This window comes from Planktothrix sp., from assembly GCF_046067725.1.
Lineage (GTDB): Bacteria > Cyanobacteriota > Cyanobacteriia > Cyanobacteriales > Microcoleaceae > Planktothrix.
The window spans coordinates 1-17,536 of the sequence record NZ_JBJUDF010000195.1 but is presented as its reverse complement, the minus strand read 5'-3'; the positions used below and the strand labels follow the sequence as shown (position 1 = coordinate 17,536).

At 39.0% G+C, this 17,536-nt stretch carries 19 protein-coding genes; 13 read left to right on the top strand and 6 right to left on the bottom strand.

Features of this window, described 5'->3' with window-relative positions:
* Positions 1-178: 178 nt before the first annotated feature.
* Both ACKPEB_RS12400 and ACKPEB_RS12395 read left to right on the top strand, forming a co-directional pair.
* Positions 179-562, top strand: coding sequence for a response regulator (locus ACKPEB_RS12400; protein WP_408965237.1), 384 nt, complete (start codon positions 179-181; stop codon positions 560-562).
* Between the two features lie 176 nt (positions 563-738).
* Positions 739-960 (top strand): hypothetical protein, encoded by a 222-nt coding sequence (locus ACKPEB_RS12395; protein WP_408965236.1) that lies wholly within the window; start codon positions 739-741, stop codon positions 958-960.
* Between the two features lie 155 nt (positions 961-1,115).
* Here the strand turns inward: ACKPEB_RS12395 and ACKPEB_RS12390 are convergent, their stop codons facing one another.
* Positions 1,116-1,259, bottom strand: a complete 144-nt coding sequence (locus ACKPEB_RS12390; RefSeq protein ID WP_408965235.1) for a high light inducible protein — start codon at positions 1,257-1,259, stop codon at positions 1,116-1,118.
* A 450-nt stretch (positions 1,260-1,709) separates the two neighbouring features.
* On the opposite strand from ACKPEB_RS12390, the gene glp reads away from it, so the two are divergent.
* The 6 genes from glp (at position 1,710) to ACKPEB_RS12360 (ending at position 7,584) form a co-directional block, all read left to right on the top strand.
* Positions 1,710-2,939 carry a gephyrin-like molybdotransferase Glp gene (glp, locus tag ACKPEB_RS12385; RefSeq protein ID WP_408965234.1) on the top strand — a complete coding sequence of 410 codons (1,230 nt, stop codon included), beginning with the start codon at positions 1,710-1,712 and terminating at the stop codon, positions 2,937-2,939.
* Between the two features lie 259 nt (positions 2,940-3,198).
* A complete protein-coding gene (gene bchI, locus ACKPEB_RS12380) occupies positions 3,199-4,290 on the top strand; it encodes a magnesium chelatase ATPase subunit I (RefSeq protein WP_408965233.1) in 1,092 nt (363 codons plus the stop codon).
* Positions 4,291-4,434: 144 nt separating this feature from the next.
* A complete protein-coding gene (gene ruvC, locus ACKPEB_RS12375; protein WP_408965231.1) occupies positions 4,435-4,956 on the top strand; it encodes a crossover junction endodeoxyribonuclease RuvC in 522 nt (173 codons plus the stop codon).
* Between the two features lie 17 nt (positions 4,957-4,973).
* On the top strand, positions 4,974-5,348 hold the full coding sequence (locus ACKPEB_RS12370) for a hypothetical protein (protein WP_408965230.1): 375 nt from the start codon (positions 4,974-4,976) through the stop codon (positions 5,346-5,348).
* Between the two features lie 215 nt (positions 5,349-5,563).
* Positions 5,564-6,823, top strand: coding sequence for an aspartate aminotransferase family protein (locus ACKPEB_RS12365; protein ID WP_408965228.1), 1,260 nt, complete (start codon positions 5,564-5,566; stop codon positions 6,821-6,823).
* A gap of 146 nt (positions 6,824-6,969) precedes the next feature.
* Complete coding sequence (locus ACKPEB_RS12360; RefSeq protein ID WP_408965227.1) at positions 6,970-7,584, top strand: hypothetical protein; 615 nt, start codon at positions 6,970-6,972, stop codon at positions 7,582-7,584.
* 50 nt (positions 7,585-7,634) lie between these two features.
* Here ACKPEB_RS12360 and ACKPEB_RS12355 read toward each other — a convergent pair whose 3' ends face one another.
* From ACKPEB_RS12355 to ACKPEB_RS12340, 4 genes are all read right to left on the bottom strand, one after another.
* Positions 7,635-8,132: a hypothetical protein gene (locus ACKPEB_RS12355; RefSeq protein ID WP_408965225.1), complete on the bottom strand. Its 498-nt coding sequence runs from the start codon at positions 8,130-8,132 to the stop codon at positions 7,635-7,637.
* Positions 8,133-8,149: 17 nt separating this feature from the next.
* Entirely contained in the window at positions 8,150-9,034 is an 885-nt protein-coding gene (locus ACKPEB_RS12350) for a CAAD domain-containing protein (protein ID WP_408965224.1), read from the bottom strand.
* Positions 9,035-9,054: 20 nt separating this feature from the next.
* A complete protein-coding gene (gene gltX, locus ACKPEB_RS12345) occupies positions 9,055-10,500 on the bottom strand; it encodes a glutamate--tRNA ligase (RefSeq protein WP_408965222.1) in 1,446 nt (481 codons plus the stop codon).
* A gap of 120 nt (positions 10,501-10,620) precedes the next feature.
* Positions 10,621-11,382 (bottom strand): class I SAM-dependent methyltransferase, encoded by a 762-nt coding sequence (locus ACKPEB_RS12340; RefSeq protein ID WP_408965220.1) that lies wholly within the window; start codon positions 11,380-11,382, stop codon positions 10,621-10,623.
* 230 nt (positions 11,383-11,612) lie between these two features.
* Here ACKPEB_RS12340 and ACKPEB_RS12335 point away from each other — a divergent pair, with 230 nt between their 5' ends.
* From ACKPEB_RS12335 to ACKPEB_RS12325, 3 genes are all read left to right on the top strand, one after another.
* Entirely contained in the window at positions 11,613-11,942 is a 330-nt protein-coding gene (locus tag ACKPEB_RS12335; protein ID WP_408965219.1) for a nucleotide pyrophosphohydrolase, read from the top strand.
* Between the two features lie 144 nt (positions 11,943-12,086).
* On the top strand, positions 12,087-12,644 hold the full coding sequence (locus tag ACKPEB_RS12330) for a hypothetical protein (protein WP_408965218.1): 558 nt from the start codon (positions 12,087-12,089) through the stop codon (positions 12,642-12,644).
* A 79-nt stretch (positions 12,645-12,723) separates the two neighbouring features.
* Entirely contained in the window at positions 12,724-13,194 is a 471-nt protein-coding gene (locus ACKPEB_RS12325) for a DNA phosphorothioation-associated protein 4 (protein WP_408965217.1), read from the top strand.
* 340 nt (positions 13,195-13,534) lie between these two features.
* Here the strand turns inward: ACKPEB_RS12325 and ACKPEB_RS12320 are convergent, their stop codons facing one another.
* Complete coding sequence (locus ACKPEB_RS12320; RefSeq protein WP_408965216.1) at positions 13,535-15,100, bottom strand: DGQHR domain-containing protein; 1,566 nt, start codon at positions 15,098-15,100, stop codon at positions 13,535-13,537.
* Between the two features lie 153 nt (positions 15,101-15,253).
* On the opposite strand from ACKPEB_RS12320, the gene ACKPEB_RS12315 reads away from it, so the two are divergent.
* Positions 15,254-16,477: a DNA sulfur modification protein DndB gene (locus ACKPEB_RS12315; RefSeq protein WP_408965215.1), complete on the top strand. Its 1,224-nt coding sequence runs from the start codon at positions 15,254-15,256 to the stop codon at positions 16,475-16,477.
* A gap of 32 nt (positions 16,478-16,509) precedes the next feature.
* Positions 16,510-17,536, top strand: a 1,027-nt coding sequence (gene dndC, locus ACKPEB_RS12310; protein ID WP_408965214.1) for a DNA phosphorothioation system sulfurtransferase DndC, incomplete at its 3' end; no start/stop codon positions are given.

Genomic DNA, 17,536 nt, shown 5'->3' with positions numbered 1-17,536 from the left:
TCGAATTCTACCCCATTAAAGATGGACAGAGATCTAAATGGTGCGCGAGGGATCTTCCTTCGTGCATTGGTTGATACGCCTTGGTTGAGAGAACATCTTAACTTATATGTTTGTTAGCAAATGTTAGCAAAAAAGTATCGGTAGTCCTGTCATACTATTCCTATTCATAATTAATCCCATGATCCCAAAACGAATTCTACTCATTGATGATGAAGATGATATTCGAGAAATTGCCCAACTCAGTTTAGAAATGATGGGGGGTTGGGAGGTTGTTTTGGCAAATTCAGGACGTGAAGGGATTGAAAAAGCTCAAACTGATGAACCGGATGTGATCCTTTTGGATGTCATGATGCCTGGATTAGATGGGTTAGCAACCTTTCAACGTTTACAAGCTGACCCTGTGACTCAAAGAATTCCTGTTATTTTACTGACGGCTAAAGTTCAATCTCCTGATCAACGTACATTTGAGCAATTAGGGGTCAGTGGTTTAATCACTAAACCCTTTGAACCTTTGACTTTGGCAGAACAGGTGGCTAAAATTTTGGGATGGGATTTCGATTAAAGGCTTTTAGCGGTTTTTTGAGCCAACCTATTAAGTTATGTAACAAAACACAAACTTCTATCGCTGTTTTGATGTTCTTCACAAGATCTTCATGTTTTGCTTCTATCTTAAATAGTGTAGTCCACCTGGTACTTTTAACAGGAGACTATATGCAACTCACCTAGGAGGTGAAGACCATGCCCTCAGTCTATCTTCTGCTTTTGATCTTTGCTTTGGGTTCCGTCTGGATTTCTACACAAACCTCTAACGATATTCCCTTTGTATTAGCGGGGGTTAGTGGACTTATCTGCTTAATTTGGGGTTTTGCGTTTGCACATTGGAGCATTCAGCTATTAATTGTATTGGGGTTGTGGCGTTTATACAAGTTTTATATGCCCGAAGAAATTAACTTAGGTTAATGGGGATTTGATCTATCAACTATTGATCTATTCTGAATAACAAAAGTCCCTCAAACACTACAAATTTGAGGGATTTTTGCATTTTTAGGGTTTTTACCTAAAGAATTCTGAGATGGGTTTCCAGAATCTTTAGGTTTTGAGAAGAATTAAAACAATTACATTAAGCCGAGTTGAGACAGAATTCCTTGACCCGTTAGGTATTCGGTTGCTAAACCGATAATAAATCCTAACATAGCTAAACGGCCATTCCAAGTTTCTGCGAAGTTCGTAAACCCAAACTTAGTGTCTTTGCTTTCCATGATGAATATATCTCCTGTTTGCTTGAGTCAACTACATAAAAATTAACACAACCTCCAGTGTTTTGCAACTTTTATTTAAGATTGCTTGACAAATTACCGGGATTCTGAGTGATCACTAGGATGTGCTGTGATCGCTAGACCCACCCCATCCAGATCGGGGAGACCAGGGGGTAAGGGAAGGAAGTCATAGGAAATACAGAAAAGATGGCTACAAAAAGGAATGAGTAATAGGCAATGGGTAATAAGTTATAGGCAATGGAAAAGATTGATGTGTAGCCAACATTTAAGGATGAAATATAATTCGACTTTATTTAATATTAAAAAGAAGTGTAAGGAAAAACTCACAAGGTTATGATTTTTTCACCTTGGCTCCTCTGGTCTTGTGTCCCTCAAATCTTCTAAAATAGGATAATATTATTGAAAAGATTACTGTCATGAAGGAGAAACATCATGTTATCTGTAGAACAAGCCGAATCAATTTTATTAAATTTAGTATACCCGCTCCAAGAAAAATTGGATCAAGAAATTGTAGGCTTATTAACTGCCTCTGGACGAGTTTTAGCAGAATCTTTAGTTAGCCAATTAGATTTTCCTCACTGGGATAATTCAGCGATGGATGGCTATGCGGTACGATATGAAGATGTAGCGAATGCTTCAATAGATCATCCTCAAACATTAGAAGTTATTGAAGAAATTCCGGCTGGATATTCTCCCCAATGTACAGTTCAAAAAGGACAAGCTGCGCGAATTTTTACTGGAGCTTGTGTTCCCCAAGGTGCAGATACGATTGTGATTCAGGAAAATACAGAACGGCAAGGAAATCAAGTTAAAATTTTATCAGCACCCGAACCTCATGAATTTATTCGCGCTCAAGGAGCTTATTACAAAGCGGGGGAACCTTTACTAACATCAGGAATTCTCTTAGATGCACCAGAAATTGCAGTGTTAGCGGCGGCTCAATGTACTCATATTCCAGTTTATAGAAGGTTACGGGTGGGGTTATTATCAACGGGGGATGAATTAGTCACGCCTGATGAACCATTGAAGCGTGGACAATTGGTCGATTCTAATCAGTATGCTTTAGCAACGGCGGTCGCCAATTTAGGGGCTGAACCGATTTTTTTGGGAATGATTCGTGATCAAAGAGAGGAGTTAAAAAATGCGATCGCTCATGCCATTGAAAAAGCTGATATTGTCGTATCAACGGGGGGAGTTTCTGTTGGAGATTATGATTATGTTGAGGAAATTTTAACCGAATTAGGGGGAACGATTCATATCCAAGCCGTAGCAATTAAACCGGGAAAACCGTTAACGGTTGCAAGTTTTCCCCATTGTTTATATTTTGGTTTACCTGGAAATCCGGTTTCAGCATTAGTTACATTTTGGCGGTTTGTGCAACCTGTGATTAAGAAAAAATCGGGATTATTACCGAAATTTTGGCAACCTGAATTTGTGAAAGCGAGATTGCTACAAGGGTTAAAAGGTGGAGGAAAACGAGAAATGTATTTTTGGGGTCAATTACAGTTAGTCAAGGGTGAATATGAATTTCAATTAGCATCGGGAAGTCAGATTTCTGGTAATTTAATTAATTTAGCTCAAACAACAGGGTTAGGGGTTGTACCTGTGGGTCAATCTGAAGTTCAAGCGGGTGATTTTGTGCAGGTGTTGAAAGTTCGCTAAAAATTTTAGTTTTCCCTAGGGTGCGTCAGCAAAACGCACGCACCTGACCTAACGACAAGATCAAGGTAGAACTCATTTAAAAACGTGAATTTATTGCAGTTGCTTTTGAATACGCTATAGAGATGTTTAAGTATTTTTAACCTAGTCAAATAGCAATACAATAATTCATTGGGCATTAAGTTGGACTAATGACAGAATCCATTGTCCCCTGAATGTGCAAAAATAAATTACGGTAATATTTAGAAATTGAGAGTAAACTGTGAGTTCAACTGTCGTCACGCCAACAGAGACACCAACAACGGTCAACCTAGCTCGTCGTCCTGTTTTTCCCTTCACCGCAATTGTAGGCCAGGAAGAAATGAAACTGGCTCTAATTTTAAATATTATCGATCCGAAGATCGGTGGTGTGATGATTATGGGCGATCGCGGGACAGGAAAATCAACGACCATTCGAGCCTTAGCTGACTTACTTCCTGAAATTGAAGTGATTGCGGATGATCCCTTCAATAGCCATCCCACCGATGCAGAATTGATGAGCGATAACGTGCGGGAGCGCCTCAGCCAGCATCAGGACGTTCCGGTATCGCGCAAAAAAGTCCCGATGGTTGATTTACCGTTAGGGGCGACTGAAGATCGGGTTTGTGGGACGATTGATATTGAAAAAGCGTTATCGGAGGGGGTAAAAGCGTTTGAACCCGGACTGTTAGCCAAAGCTAACCGGGGTATTTTATATGTAGATGAAGTCAACCTCCTGGATGATCACTTAGTAGATGTGTTGTTAGACTCGGCGGCGAGTGGCTGGAATACGGTGGAACGGGAGGGAATTTCCATCCGTCATCCCGCACGGTTTGTGTTAGTCGGTTCTGGAAACCCGGAAGAAGGGGAATTAAGACCGCAATTATTAGATCGGTTTGGAATGCACGCGGAAATTAGAACGGTAAAAGAGCCGAATTTGCGAGTTAAAATTGTTGAAGAAAGAACTTCTTTTGATCAAAATCCTGAAGCATTTTTACAAAACCATATTAACGATCAAACCCAATTACAAAATAAAATTGTAGAAGCTCAAAATCTGCTTCCTTCTGTGCAAATAGAGTATGATTTACGGGTCAAAATTTCTCAAGTTTGTGCGGAATTAGATGTAGATGGTTTACGGGGAGATATTGTTACTAACCGGGCTGCAAAAGCCTTAGCTGCGCTTGAAGGACGTACAGAAGTCACCTTAGATGATGTTCAACGGGTGATTACTTTATGTTTACGTCATCGTCTGCGGAAAGATCCTTTAGAAACCATTGATTCAGGTTTCAAAGTTCAGAAAATTTTCCGTCAAGTGTTTGGTTTACCGGAAGAATAGTAATCAGGGGTAGGGGTAGAGTTTTACCGCCCCTATTCAGTGATCAGTGTAAGAGTTAATACTGATAGCAGTAGTCAAGAAAGTGAGGATATTTATGATAGCCATGATCCTTAATTGTGCAGCATCTTACTGCTATTTTGGTTTATGAAGAAAGTAATTTTAGGGTTTGATCCGGGGTTGGCAATCTTAGGATTTGGGGCAATTGAATGTCAAATTAATGATCAAACACAGGAACAAGAAACAGTTTCTTTGATTGATTTTGGAGTGATTAAAACCCCGGCAAAAACGGAATTAGGGAAACGGTTCTGTATGATTTATGATGATGTAAATCAGTTATTAACTCATATTAAACCAGATTTAGCAATTGTTGAGAAACTCTTTTTTTATCGGATGGGAAATACCATTGCGGTTGCTCAAGCAAAAGGAGTGTTATTATTAGTCTTAGCTCAACATCAAATTCCCTTAGTTGAGTTTACTCCGGGTCAAGTTAAACAAGCTTTAACGGGTTATGGCAATGCGGATAAATCTCAAGTTCAGCAAGCGGTTGCACGGGAACTGAATTTAACAGAAATTCCCAAACCCGATGATGCTGCGGATGCTTTAGCGGTGGCCTTAACTGCTTGGTTTGATCCTGATATTATGTTTCAATATGAATTAAGTTACTGAAGTTTAACGAGTAAGTTATGATTATTTTAACGTCTCAGGAAATTGCTCAATTTCGCTCACAATTAGCTGAATATTCCGTTGCTTTAGAAGCTTTAGATCGAATTGAAGATTGTGAAGGAAATATTGAAGATGCAGCCATAGAAATGGCAATTCATGTCGGTCAATTGCCTGATACTTCTGAAAATTGGTTAGATGGGTTAGCCAAACGATATCGCGTTAGTTTGTGTAATAAAGATCTCAGAGGAGAATTAATTCAAGGCAATATTACCACTATGGTAGAATATTTAATTGCAGAAAATCAATGTCCTGCATTATTAATAACCCCCGTTGTCATTTATGCGGTGAAAACGGGAATTAACGAGTTTTGTGAACCTTTAGAATATAAACTTTAAGCTGAGTTGTAGAATGGGTGAGTACCGAAAGACGACTGTTTCAACTTGATGGATTAGTTGTCATCCATTCTACAATTATAGAAAATGAGTAAGATCGGCAGAAAATATTAATAAACCTTGACGAATGCAGAGACTCAGCAACAGAATTCCCCCCGAAAACAAAACTTTTACCTTAAAATTAAAAATCACACACCAACCGAATTCAGGAGTAATTTGTGAGCCCAGAAACCTTAGTCAAAGAAGCCTCTGTTACCAGTCCGTTTAGTATTGATGAGTTTAATACTCATGTTATGAATACCTACGCCCGTTTCCCCATTGCTTTAGATCGGGGAGAAGGGTGTCGGGTTTGGGATACCAATGGCAAAGAATACTTAGATTTTGTCGCTGGAATTGCGACTTGCACCCTGGGACACGCCCATCCTGCCTTAATTGAAGCGGTCACGAATCAAATTAAAACCTTGCACCATGTTTCTAATTTATATTATGTTCCGGTGCAAGGAGAATTAGCGAAATGGTTAACCGATCATTCCTGTGCGGATAAAGCTTTTTTCTGTAATTCTGGGGCGGAAGCCAACGAAGGCGCGATTAAATTAGCTCGGAAATATGCCCATGACAAACTTAATATTGAAGACCCGGTTATTTTAACAGCTTATGCTAGTTTTCATGGTCGCACGTTAGCAACAATTACAGCGACTGGACAACCTAAATATCAAAAAGGGTTTAGTCCGTTAGTCCCCGGATTTGTTTATATTCCTTATAATGATATTGAAGCTTTAGAAACAACGATTTCTGAAGTTGATCAAGACGGGCGACGGGTTGCCGCAATTATGTTAGAAGCATTGCAAGGAGAAGGCGGCGTGCGTCCTGGGGATCTTGAATATTTCCAAAAAATTCGTCAAATTTGTGATGATAAAGGCATTTTATTAATTTTAGATGAAGTGCAAGTGGGGATGGGTCGTAGTGGCAAATTATGGGGCTATGAAAATTTAGGAATTGAACCGGATATTTTTACTTCAGCCAAAGGTTTAGGAGGTGGAATTCCCATTGGGGCGATGATGTGTAAAGCCTTTTGTGATGTGTTTGAACCGGGAAGCCATGCGTCTACTTTTGGCGGAAATCCGTTTGCTTGTGCGGTGGCGTTGGCGGTTTGTCAAACAATAGAACGAGAAAATATTCTGGAAAATGTTCGAGAACGGGGTGAACAACTGCGCAGCCAATTAACAGAAATTGCTCAAAAATATCCTAATTTAATTGCGGAAGTTCGAGGTTGGGGTTTAATTAATGGTTTGGAATTAAAAGCAGATGTAGAATTAACCTCTCCAGAAGTAGTAAAAGTGGCAATGGAAGCGGGATTATTATTAGTTCCGGCTGGGCCTAAAGTGTTACGGTTTGTTCCTCCTTTAATTGTGACGGAGGATGACATCAATCAAGCGTTACAAGCGGTGGAAAAAGCGTTAGAACAGTTAACAGCTTAATTGTAAAATTCCCTATTCTTTTTTGTGGAATTGAAAAAGAGTAGGGAATATTTTAGGGTTAATTCTGAATTCATTAGTATTTAATGATTTTGGTTCTAATTGTTAAATCTGAATTGTTAACAACTCCTTATTTTATTAAGTTAATTATGGCTTATAATGATTTTACTTTAAAACAATTGCAAAAACAATTTGATCTTAAAATTGAAGACCAAGTAGATTTATTTACGAATATTAATCCTGTTACTCCAACTCAGTTGTTACAAACGATTATTGAAGAAAATTTACCTTTGGCGATCGCAATTAGCACCGAGAAAGCGCGTTCTGAATTGTTGATTATGCCAATATTATTAGAAGTTAGACGACAATTAAATCAAAGCATTAGTTTATTTTCGGGTACAGAATTTAATGTTGATTCAAGTCAAGGATTAAATGGATATTGTGATTACATTTTAACGCTTTCTCGTCAACAGATTACAATTAACTCGCCTATTATCACGATTATAGAAGCTAAAAATGAAAATATTAAATCCGGTTTAGGGCAATGTGCATCAGCCATGATAGCGGCTCAATTATTCAACCAACAAGAAAATAATTTAATTTCAATCTTATATGGAGCAGTAACAACAGGAACGGATTGGAAATTCTTAAAATTAGAAGAAAATTGTTTACAAATTGATCGTCTTGATTATTATATTAATGATTTAAACAAAATCATAGGAATTTTTATTCATGCAATTAAAAGTTCTAGCCTAGCTGAATAATTCATATATTGTTATAATAATACGAATTACGAATTACGAATAGCGCTATGCTATTGTTGATCTGTAATTTGAATGATATAGGGGTGATAGGTATTAGGTTTATAAGACCCGACCCAGATTTCATATTTTCCCGATAACCATTGACCTTCAATGCTAGGATTAATATCTTTAGAATCATCACTACACCAACTTCCTCCAGGCCCTCGAATGACTAAAACCGTATCTTCACTGCTTTGGACTTGGAGTTTTAAATAATCAAAAAAAGTTGTTAAAATCAAAGTATGATCGGGTTGTTGATCGACATAACCCATGCAATTTCCCGTTTGAGTTTCTTCTCGTCCTGCGGTATCTTTCGCTAAAGCCGGCCCTCCGCTTAATCCTCGAATGAGTATGGGGTTAGGGCTAAATTTAGGACTCAAGGTAATATTTTCAAACATCGGGGTGACTGTGCTGTTAAACGGTTGAGCTTGAACTGAACGAGACAGTAATCCCCCAACCGTCATGATCACAACGCCCAATGCGAATTGTTTTAGAGTTGCATTAGTCATTGTTGGAACTATAGTATTTATGACTTTTTACCCAGAATTTCTTCTTTGAGGGTATTAAAATCGGCGCTGAGTTCCTTGCGAGTTTCTGCTTTTAACAGATAACGATAAATAAACCAAGCAGAATATCCTAAACCAACGGTTTCAAAGGTTGGTTTAATTAGGGGGATTTCATTAATAATTTCGACTAATCCCACTAAAATTTTAAAGGTAACTAAGAAGGCAATTAATAAACCCACTGTCGTTAAAGGACGTTTGTATTCCTTAAAGAATCCCCCTAAATTTTCGGGAAGTTGAGATAAAAACGCGATAACTTCTTCTTTCATAGGTTGTATAGATGGGTTAACAGAATCATAAGAGAATGAAGTGGGAGAATCAATAACCACCTCAACTTTAGCGGTACTGGAAGTTACAGGTTCAGCATTGACTAAAACCTCTGTTCCTGAAGTAGCCAGCCATTGGGGTTGAGGTTGGGCTGGTTCTGGTTCAACGGTCGGAGGCAAATCTTCCAAAACCTGTTCTATCACGGCTTGATTGGTTAGAGGTTCCGAGGTCGGTTCAATGACTGGGGGTAAATCTTCAACAAGCTGTTCCACGACTGTTTCATCGTTTACAGGTTCCTCAGCGACAGGTTCCGGTGTGGGTGGTTCTGTAACAGGAGGTAACTCTTCGAGAACTTCATCGACAATTGAAGTATCGGTGATCGGTTCAGTCGGGGTGACAGATTCTTCAACCGAAGTTTCAGCCACTGGGGGTTCTGAAGAAGAGGATAAAGGGGAATTCACTCCCGTTTCTGCCTCAGATGCTTGAGAGGGTGTGGGATTAACTTTAGGTTTAGATTTTTTAGATTGGGAAGAATTGCCTTTAGCATCCGATGATTTGCGAGATCTGGGAGAATTTGCCATGATATATGCCTCGTTAAAAATTAACGCTGTAAAACCGTTTGAAAACGAATTAAATCAATCCCTTTTTGATGGAACAATAACCAAGATTCGATTAAATCTGGGCCGTGCATAGTTCCCATCAAAGCTGCTCTAAGCGATCGCATGACTAAGCCTTTTTTGACGTTTGTTTCTTTCATCGCACTATTAATCATTGCTTTAGCAGCATCCGATGTGAAGGGTTGATCCTGTTGGGTTATTTTATCCTGAATTGCCTGGACAATTGCGATCGCACCGTCTTGTTGCAATTGGGTTTTTGCTTCTTCGTCTAACTCAACGGTTTGGGTAAAAAATAACCGACTGATTTCAACGGCATCTTTTAAGGTGGTTAAACTAGGGCCAATTAACGCTGTAAGCTGTTCTAACCAAGGTTGATCGGTATTCCTATCAAATTCATAACCGGCTTCTTGCCAATAGGGAATTAATAAAGCGGTTAATTCTGGGATCGGCATTTTATGAAGATATTGACTATTAATCCAATTCAATTTATCCCAGTCAAATTTGGCTCCGGCTTTATTCACCCGTTCAAAAGTAAAGTGTTGGGCGGCGGCTTCTAAGGTAAATAATTCTTGAGTAGAATCCGGGGGAGTCCAACCCAATAAGGTCATATAATTTGCTAAAGCTTGGGGAATATATCCCATCTTTCTAAAATCAGAAATAGAGGTAACGCCATCCCGTTTTGATAATTTGCGTCCTTCTGCATTTAGAATTAACGGAGTATGACCAAATTGAGGCGTTGCTGCATTTAACGCTTCATAAAGCAAAATTTGTTTAGGCGTATTAGAAATATGATCCTCACCCCGAATCACGTGGGTAATTTTCATATCAATATCATCAACAACCACGACAAAATTATAAAGGGGTTGCCCAATTTCACCTTGATTTGAAGCTCTAGCAATGACCATATCGCCGCCTAAATCACTACCTTTCCAAGTGACTTTTCCCCGGACTAAATCTGTCCAACTAATTTCTCGATCATCGTCAATTTTAAAGCGAATCACCGCTTGACGACCTTCGGCTTCAAATTGCGCTTGCTGTTCGGGGGTCAGATGACGATGGCGGTTATCATAGCGAGGCGCTTCGTTGTTGGCTTTTTGGGCTTCTCGCATGGCTTCTAATTCTTCTGGGGTAGAATAGCAGCGATAAGCTAACCCTTTTTCCAGTAGGGTTTGGATGGCTTGACGATACAAGTCTAAGCGTTGGGATTGATAAAACGGGCCTTCATCCCAGGTTAACCCTAACCAAGTTAGCCCGGTGAGGATGTTTTGGGTATATTCTGGGCGAGAGCGTTCTAAGTCAGTATCTTCAACTCGCAGGACGAAAGTGCCGCCTTGGTTACGAGCAAATAACCAATTAAACACCGCAGTTCTAGCAGTTCCTATATGTAAATTTCCAGTTGGACTTGGGGCAAGACGAACTCTAACAGTCATATCAATATCAATTTTAATTCAACAGGGGAGGATTGCCCCATTGGTTGTGAAAAAATGCACAGATATTATTACTTTACCATTATTTAGTCCTTTGAGCGCAAAATTTTTGATCAAATCGTTTCAGGGTGAAGGTTTTTCAAAGATTAAAAAATGTTGTTGGGGTAAAAATGATTTTGTTTCTCGCCATTTTAATCCGACGGCTTCCATTTCTTTTTTAACTTGTTTTTCCGACATTTTATGAAGTTCTTTGATTAAAATAAAGGGGTTTTCTTGGCGATATTCTAATAATACGACTCGTCCCCCTGGTTTTAAAGCTTTAACAATGCCTTGCATCATTTCTTGGGGGTATTGAAATTCATGATAAGCGTCCACCATTAATGCTAAATCAACCGTAGATTCAGGTAAATTCGGATTATCAAGGGTTCCTAATACGGGTTCAACATTTGTAATATTTTCCTGAGTTTTAACAAAATTAATTAACTCTAACATTTCCGGTTGTACATCTACTGCTAAGACTTTTCCTTGGGGAACTAAAGGACTAATTCTAAAAGTAAAATATCCGGTTCCTGCGCCAATATCTGCGACAAGATCCGTCGGTTTTAAATCTAAGGCGGTAATGGCTTGTTGAGGATGTTCAGAGGTTTCTCGACTGGGACGTTCTAACCATTGGGCGCCTTGATGACCCATAACTTGAGCAATTTCCCGACCCAAATAAAATTTACCAATGCCATCGGGATTGTGGAAGGTGTGGTATTCATAAACAGGAGCAACAGTGCCAGAGGTTAAGGCGAGAGCGGGATAGGGGTTGAGGAGACATCCTGATAAAATGAAGACAATGCTACTGATAAAAAAGGATAAATATTGATTTAAAGATTTCATCATTGTTTACATGGCAATAGAACTTTTGTTAAACTAGAAACAATCGCAAAAAATGGGGTGCAATCGTTTTCAAAGGTGTTGAGTATCAAGTTCTAGGGATTAGGTTGTAGAAATTAAAAAATAATAATGATAAAACATCATTATCAATCGTTTAGTTCTGAAACCCGACACCCGACACTAGACACCAGACACCTAACAGCAGAGATCCTCATATTTTATAGGAGAATTATCCCTTGCGTCGAGACTATAATAAATTAGTGCGTGATCGGATTCCCGAACTGATTCAAAAATCCGGGTATCAGTATGATATTACAACTTTCTCGGAAACGGAATATCGTCAAGCTTTACGAGATAAAATTCTCGAAGAAGCGCAAGAAGTGGCTCAAGCTGCGGATGGAGAATTAGTTCATGAATTAGCAGATTTATTAGAGGTTGTAGCGGCTTTAATGGAAAGTTATGGAATTGAAGATGAACGGGTTTTGTTAGAACGAGATCACAAACGAGCAGAAAAAGGCGGGTTTGAACATAAAATTAAATTACTCTGGACGGAAGCGATCGCCTAATTCTTAAAAACCGTTTTGCTTTCAACCCTAGAAATATTTTTCTAACCAACAACAGGTTATGGTTTTTTGTTATGGCTGATGATTGTTTTAAAAAAATGCGGTATCATCAGTAAAACTCTAATTTAATTGATTCAAGATCGGTTAATGTTTAATTTTTATTTCCTACCCTGGTTAAGAGTTTATTCTACCCTACCTGTTGTTTATTCTCGGCTGGCTTGGTACTCAATGATGTATCCTTGTGTTTACGCCAGCGAACTCTGGAAGGAGTATTGGAAATCTAACGTATCTGTAACTCCATCGGTTAGCACTCCTCCAGAGGAACCTGTTGTTACTTTTGTTTCAGAGGAAATCACCCCAGTTGAACTTGTTCTCCCCTTTGAACCTGCAAATATCGTTGAGGAGAAACCTGTCATAACCACAGTTGAAGAGGCACAAACCGTTTTTATTTCAACAGAAACCACACCCCAAAATTTACCGTTTTCTCCTCGAAGAAAACCCGAAAATCGTCAGCAAGTGATGAAATTATTACAGTCTTTTGCGATTACTCAATTAGAGGATATTAATCGTTTAACCTTAGAGCGAACAAAATCTTTAGCGAAGGCGTTAGGAATTGCTCAAAGTGTTCAAGGGGAAAAGAAAAAAACGGCTATTCTCAAGGGTGAAGTAAAGCAAAGATTATTAGATTCTGCTTTATTAAAATAGGGAATAGGAGAAACAAAAGATCGGTTGAGTCGGTTCTCTAAATTGATGTCAATTGCTATTCTAGTAACTCGAATTATCTATGGGTGTAACACGAATTGGAATTGCGAAAGATAAGGCAGAATTAGTGCGATCGCTAACGGAAATTGAAGGCAAAACGGGGCCATTTCAAACCTATGCTGATGTTATCGCCTTTGCTGCTTTATTGGGAAGACGACGGAAAAAACGAATTCCGGTTGATGCAGTTTCTAAACGTGATCCGGGGCCGATTTCTATGGAGGTTTTTATTTCTAGGGGTTATGATACGATTATTAAATTAGTGGCGATCGCAGAAACCCAAAATCCTAAATTGTTATCTCCTTTTGAACTGGAAGCCGAAGAACAACGAGCGTTAATTTTTGAAGAATATGCCAATGGGGGGTTAGAAGTTCTCCGAGAAGAATGTCGTGGGACGGTGGATTATTCAGATCGATTATTATTAATTTTAATGGCAGAACGCGATCGCCCAAATCAAGTGGAAGGTGAATTTGATTTAACTCGTTTTCTGGGTTGAATTGATCGGGTTTAATTGGGATTTAAAAACTCGGTTTCTCTGAGAATTGGGGGGTTGACTTCTTTGGCTGTAGATCTATGTTTTGCCAATATTGATTAAATAATCAAGCGTGTGTCTAGGTTAACCCTTACGACCATTATCTCCCCATTCGCGATTTTTGTCAACTCCCAACCCTATTCTCTAACGAGCCATCTGCCTGATTCTTCTCGCAGAATATTGATTAAAAAATCAAGTATATGCACAAGTGAACCCTTACAACATAATCTTCCCAGCTAGCCGTTTTGTCAACCCCTTTCCCCAAAAAACGAAAATTTTTCCAAAAATCAGCGATTTTCAACTGTTAGGATAACATTTGCGGTAAGCCGACCTCTCTAGGTTTAACAAATTGACCTTCAAAATTAACCGCTTTATTTTCAAACGTCCTAGCATCGGCTAACGCTTTGCGTAACTCCGCACATTCCATTGGTTGCTGTATTCCCCCTAATAAATAGATGAGTAACTTGGCGGCTAAATCTTTTCCTGCGACTCTCACCCGTCGTTTATTGGGGTCATATAATACGCCATACCACAGCGAGTCAGGATATTCCATGCCACTAAAACCGCCCGCGTTATCAAATTCTTGTAATTTCTCAAAAATTTCTGTTACCGACCGTTGTTGATAAAACACCAACAGCCCCAACGCCGCAGCGACCGCCACTTGACCCACAGGACGAAACAGTAAATTTCCTTCTCCTCCGGGTTTCTCAAAACTAAACCGACGCAAAGCGGGAGTTTCCCAACCTTGTTCTAACTTTTGATAACTGGGTAAAGTTGCCATGCCATCAAAGAATTGTTGTAGCGCTTCTATCCCAGCTTTTAACTCTTGGGGTGTGGGTCGCAGAGGAACTAACCCCGGTTTGGCGGCTTTCCAGTGGGGAAACTTGGGGGTTAAATAGCGTTGACCCATATCCGTTAACGCTTGTAGAGTGGTTAAGACGGTTGACTTGGATGCTACGGTAGCACTATCCCAATTAATTCTAGGGTTACGTCCGGGTTTATCGCAAAATAACGGATGGGAAACGGCCACCTGGCGAGTCACAATAGAAAACCCATCATCTTCGTCTAATAGCGCCAACTGTCCTTTACTGAGTTTGACGGCCATTAAATTAACGTGAACAAAAATAGACCTTACCCGTTGTCTAGCTTCAGCGCGAGTTTCCCCCTTCACCACTGCGGGAATAAATTCAACTCCGATGGTTTCTTGGGATAACTGTTGTAACTGTTGGGGAGTAATACCGAATTTTTTGGTCATCTCCCTAACGGTAATAGCATCCCCGATAGGTTTTTTCAGTTTGCTATAAGGTTGCAAGCGTCCTGTCCGCAAAAGTTCCATTAACCCCTGTATCCCCATAAGGCGATGTTGTCCATCTAAGGCAAACACTGACACATCGCTGGACATCTGCAAAAGTCCGAGTTTTTCGTGACTGTCCAAAGGTAAAAATTCAATAGCGGACTGAGTGGCACATCCGTCTTTATCCCATTGGGGGGCTTTAGGGTCATCCACCCAAGCGGGACTGAGAACAACTAATAAAGCGGGAAATTTATGGTCTTTATGGGTGGTGAGATATTGGGTTAAGGTGGCTTGACGTGACCAGTCGAGGGGACGTTGGAAAATCTCATCAACGGTTTCGGCGTCGCGTTTAACGTTAACGGTTGAGTCTAAATGAGGTTGAAATAAGGGCAGTTGGGAAGCAAAGCCGACTTTTGAGGCGATCCATTCTAAGGTGACGGAACTGATAAAGGTTTCGGTTTCGGCCATTTGGTTTCGATGGACAAAAAGGCGATCTTCCTTTTGTAGATGGGGTTTGAGGAGATTTGCGATCGCTTCTAAGTCTAGTTTGAGTTCGGATGTGGTTGGATTTTCCATGCGGGTTGCCAAGGGATGTAATAGGCGTTAAACTAACTTACAATAGGTTTTTAAAAACTTGAATTAATTTTCAAAAACCTTTTTTCTAAGCCCCATTCTACCGAAATAAGGGGTTTAGGGAATATCTGTAATTTCTGGAACGGGGGAATAACGATGACTGAACAACACCTAGAACAGCGTTCAAGTGCTGAACTGATTAAGCTGCAAACTCACGAAGCTGCTTTAACTCAAGCGTATGCTGATGCTGCTACTTGTGGTGCAAGAGTGTTTCAATGTCATGTTTATGAACAAGGAAAGCGAGTTCATTTAGCTTTTTGTCTCTCTTTTGAGCAACTCCTAGAAATGGCAAAATTTCAAACAGCAGATAAGAAAAAACATAGATCTAACGCTGAAGAGGTGATCAATCGTCCTTTAATTACACCCCACGTTACAGAAATTGCTAAATACTTAATAGAGACTGATAATTATATTTTACCTTCATTTATTTTTAATTGCAAAACCCCAATAAAAGTATTTACACATGGTTCTGGTGTAATGCAGTTTGGTTATGCAGTTTTACCCAGCAATATTGAACTGTATGTTACAGATGGTCAACATAGAATTAAAGCAATTGAAAAAGCAGTTAAGGAAAAACCAGAATTACTAGAGGATAGTGCCACAGTATTAGTTGTTCAAGAAGATGATATTGAGCAAATCCATCAAGACTTTGCTGATTGTGCAAAAAATAAGCCTATTCCACTAGCGTTGCTTGCTACCTTTGATGTCAGTGATGCTTTATCAAAAGTGACCCGTGAAATTGCCAAAGATTTAGTTATTTTTTCAGGGCGTATCGATAAACTATCCCAAAGATTAAATAAAGATCCAGATTATTTATTTACAATGAATCAGTTACGAATTGGCATGGCTGAATTTTTATTTGGTTCATCTCAAAAACAGGTAATAGAATCTCGGAAAAATCAAAACAGAGACCAGCTAAAATTATGGCTAGAACAAGCTAAAAAATTCTATCTTGAATTTGCCCAGCATAATGAGGGATGGAGCTTACTACTTACACCTAAATCTGAAGCACCAAATCTTGACTTTTATAAATTACGTCAAGAAAGAATAGATTTTAATAGTGTTGGTTTACACCTAATTAGTCGAGTAGGTCATTTAATTTTCTTTGAAAATAACTTTAGCGAGGATCAACGTAAATTATTAGTTAAAACATTAGCTAATTTAGGTTATAAACGAACTATGTCTCTATGGTTAAATAGCCTAGTTATCGATAATGGAAATGGAAACCTAACCATTATCAGTCAATCAACAGCAGTAAATAAAGCATTTAAAATTGCTGTATCTGAAGTTGAAAATCAAACAGGCTTATCATTGAAATAGACTAATTATTTGATGTTTAAAGGATTTAAAAAATGACTGCAATTCAGGGCAATATTTTATCAAAACGTACTGTTGATGATTTCATAGAAGATTTAGAAAAATCTACTCAAGAAATCCAAGATTTATACTGTTTGGATCAAATACCTTGGATTATTGGCGTATCTTGGGGAAAAGATAGTACAGCCACATTACAACTTATTTGGAACGCTATCTCAAAATTGCCTATAGAAAAGCGTCAAAAAAAAATTTATGTAATTACAACGGATACTTTGGTTGAAAATCCTGTTGTTTCTGCTTGGGTGAAGAAATGTATCACTCAACTGAAAAAAGCTATTAAAGAGCAAAATATGCCAATGGAAGCTCATCTATTACATCCAGAGTTTTCACATACTTATTGGGTGGGTTTAATTGGTAAAGGTTATCCTGCACCTCGTGTTAAATTTCGATGGTGTACTTCCCGCTTAAAAATTGATCCCTCTAATCGATTTATTCGTGATGTTGTAAGAACTAATGGCGAAAGTATTATAGTTCTCGGAACTCGCAAAAGTGAAAGCGTTAGTCGTGGCAACAGGATGAGAAAACTTGAAGAAAAGCGAGTCCGCGAGCGCCTCAGTCCTAATGTCAGTTTACCTAATTCTTTAGTTTATACCCCGATAGAAGATTGGCGAACTGATGAAGTTTGGATGTATTTAATGCAATGGGAGAATCCATGGGGGGGTGATAATAAAGCATTATTTACCTTGTATCGAGGTGCAACGGCAGATAATGAATGTCCCCTTGTTGTGGATACTTCTACCCCTAGCTGTGGTGATTCTCGTTTCGGGTGTTGGGTTTGTACATTGGTGAGTAGTGATAAATCATTATCAGCGATGATTCAAAATGATCAAGAAAAAGAATGGTTACAACCTCTGATTGATATTCGTATTGAATTAGATATCCAAAATGATCGAGATAAACGAGATTTTCGGCGAATATTTGGAAAAGTCCAACTCTTTGAACGAAATGTTGAGGGTGAAATATCCGTTGAACCTATACCGGGGCCATATACTAAATATTGGC

Coding starts and splice junctions, on each gene's coding strand:
- ACKPEB_RS12400 (WP_408965237.1), top strand. CDS start 179: ATGATCCCAAAACGAATTCTACTCATTGATGATGAAGATGATATTCGA.
- ACKPEB_RS12395 (WP_408965236.1), top strand. CDS start 739: ATGCCCTCAGTCTATCTTCTGCTTTTGATCTTTGCTTTGGGTTCCGTC.
- ACKPEB_RS12390 (WP_408965235.1), bottom strand. CDS start 1,259: ATGGAAAGCAAAGACACTAAGTTTGGGTTTACGAACTTCGCAGAAACT.
- glp (WP_408965234.1), top strand. CDS start 1,710: ATGTTATCTGTAGAACAAGCCGAATCAATTTTATTAAATTTAGTATAC.
- ruvC (WP_408965231.1), top strand. CDS start 4,435: ATGAAGAAAGTAATTTTAGGGTTTGATCCGGGGTTGGCAATCTTAGGA.
- ACKPEB_RS12370 (WP_408965230.1), top strand. CDS start 4,974: ATGATTATTTTAACGTCTCAGGAAATTGCTCAATTTCGCTCACAATTA.
- ACKPEB_RS12360 (WP_408965227.1), top strand. CDS start 6,970: ATGGCTTATAATGATTTTACTTTAAAACAATTGCAAAAACAATTTGAT.
- ACKPEB_RS12355 (WP_408965225.1), bottom strand. CDS start 8,132: ATGACTAATGCAACTCTAAAACAATTCGCATTGGGCGTTGTGATCATG.
- ACKPEB_RS12350 (WP_408965224.1), bottom strand. CDS start 9,034: ATGGCAAATTCTCCCAGATCTCGCAAATCATCGGATGCTAAAGGCAAT.
- gltX (WP_408965222.1), bottom strand. CDS start 10,500: ATGACTGTTAGAGTTCGTCTTGCCCCAAGTCCAACTGGAAATTTACAT.
- ACKPEB_RS12340 (WP_408965220.1), bottom strand. CDS start 11,382: ATGATGAAATCTTTAAATCAATATTTATCCTTTTTTATCAGTAGCATT.
- ACKPEB_RS12330 (WP_408965218.1), top strand. CDS start 12,087: ATGTTTAATTTTTATTTCCTACCCTGGTTAAGAGTTTATTCTACCCTA.
- ACKPEB_RS12325 (WP_408965217.1), top strand. CDS start 12,724: ATGGGTGTAACACGAATTGGAATTGCGAAAGATAAGGCAGAATTAGTG.
- ACKPEB_RS12320 (WP_408965216.1), bottom strand. CDS start 15,100: ATGGAAAATCCAACCACATCCGAACTCAAACTAGACTTAGAAGCGATC.
- ACKPEB_RS12315 (WP_408965215.1), top strand. CDS start 15,254: ATGACTGAACAACACCTAGAACAGCGTTCAAGTGCTGAACTGATTAAG.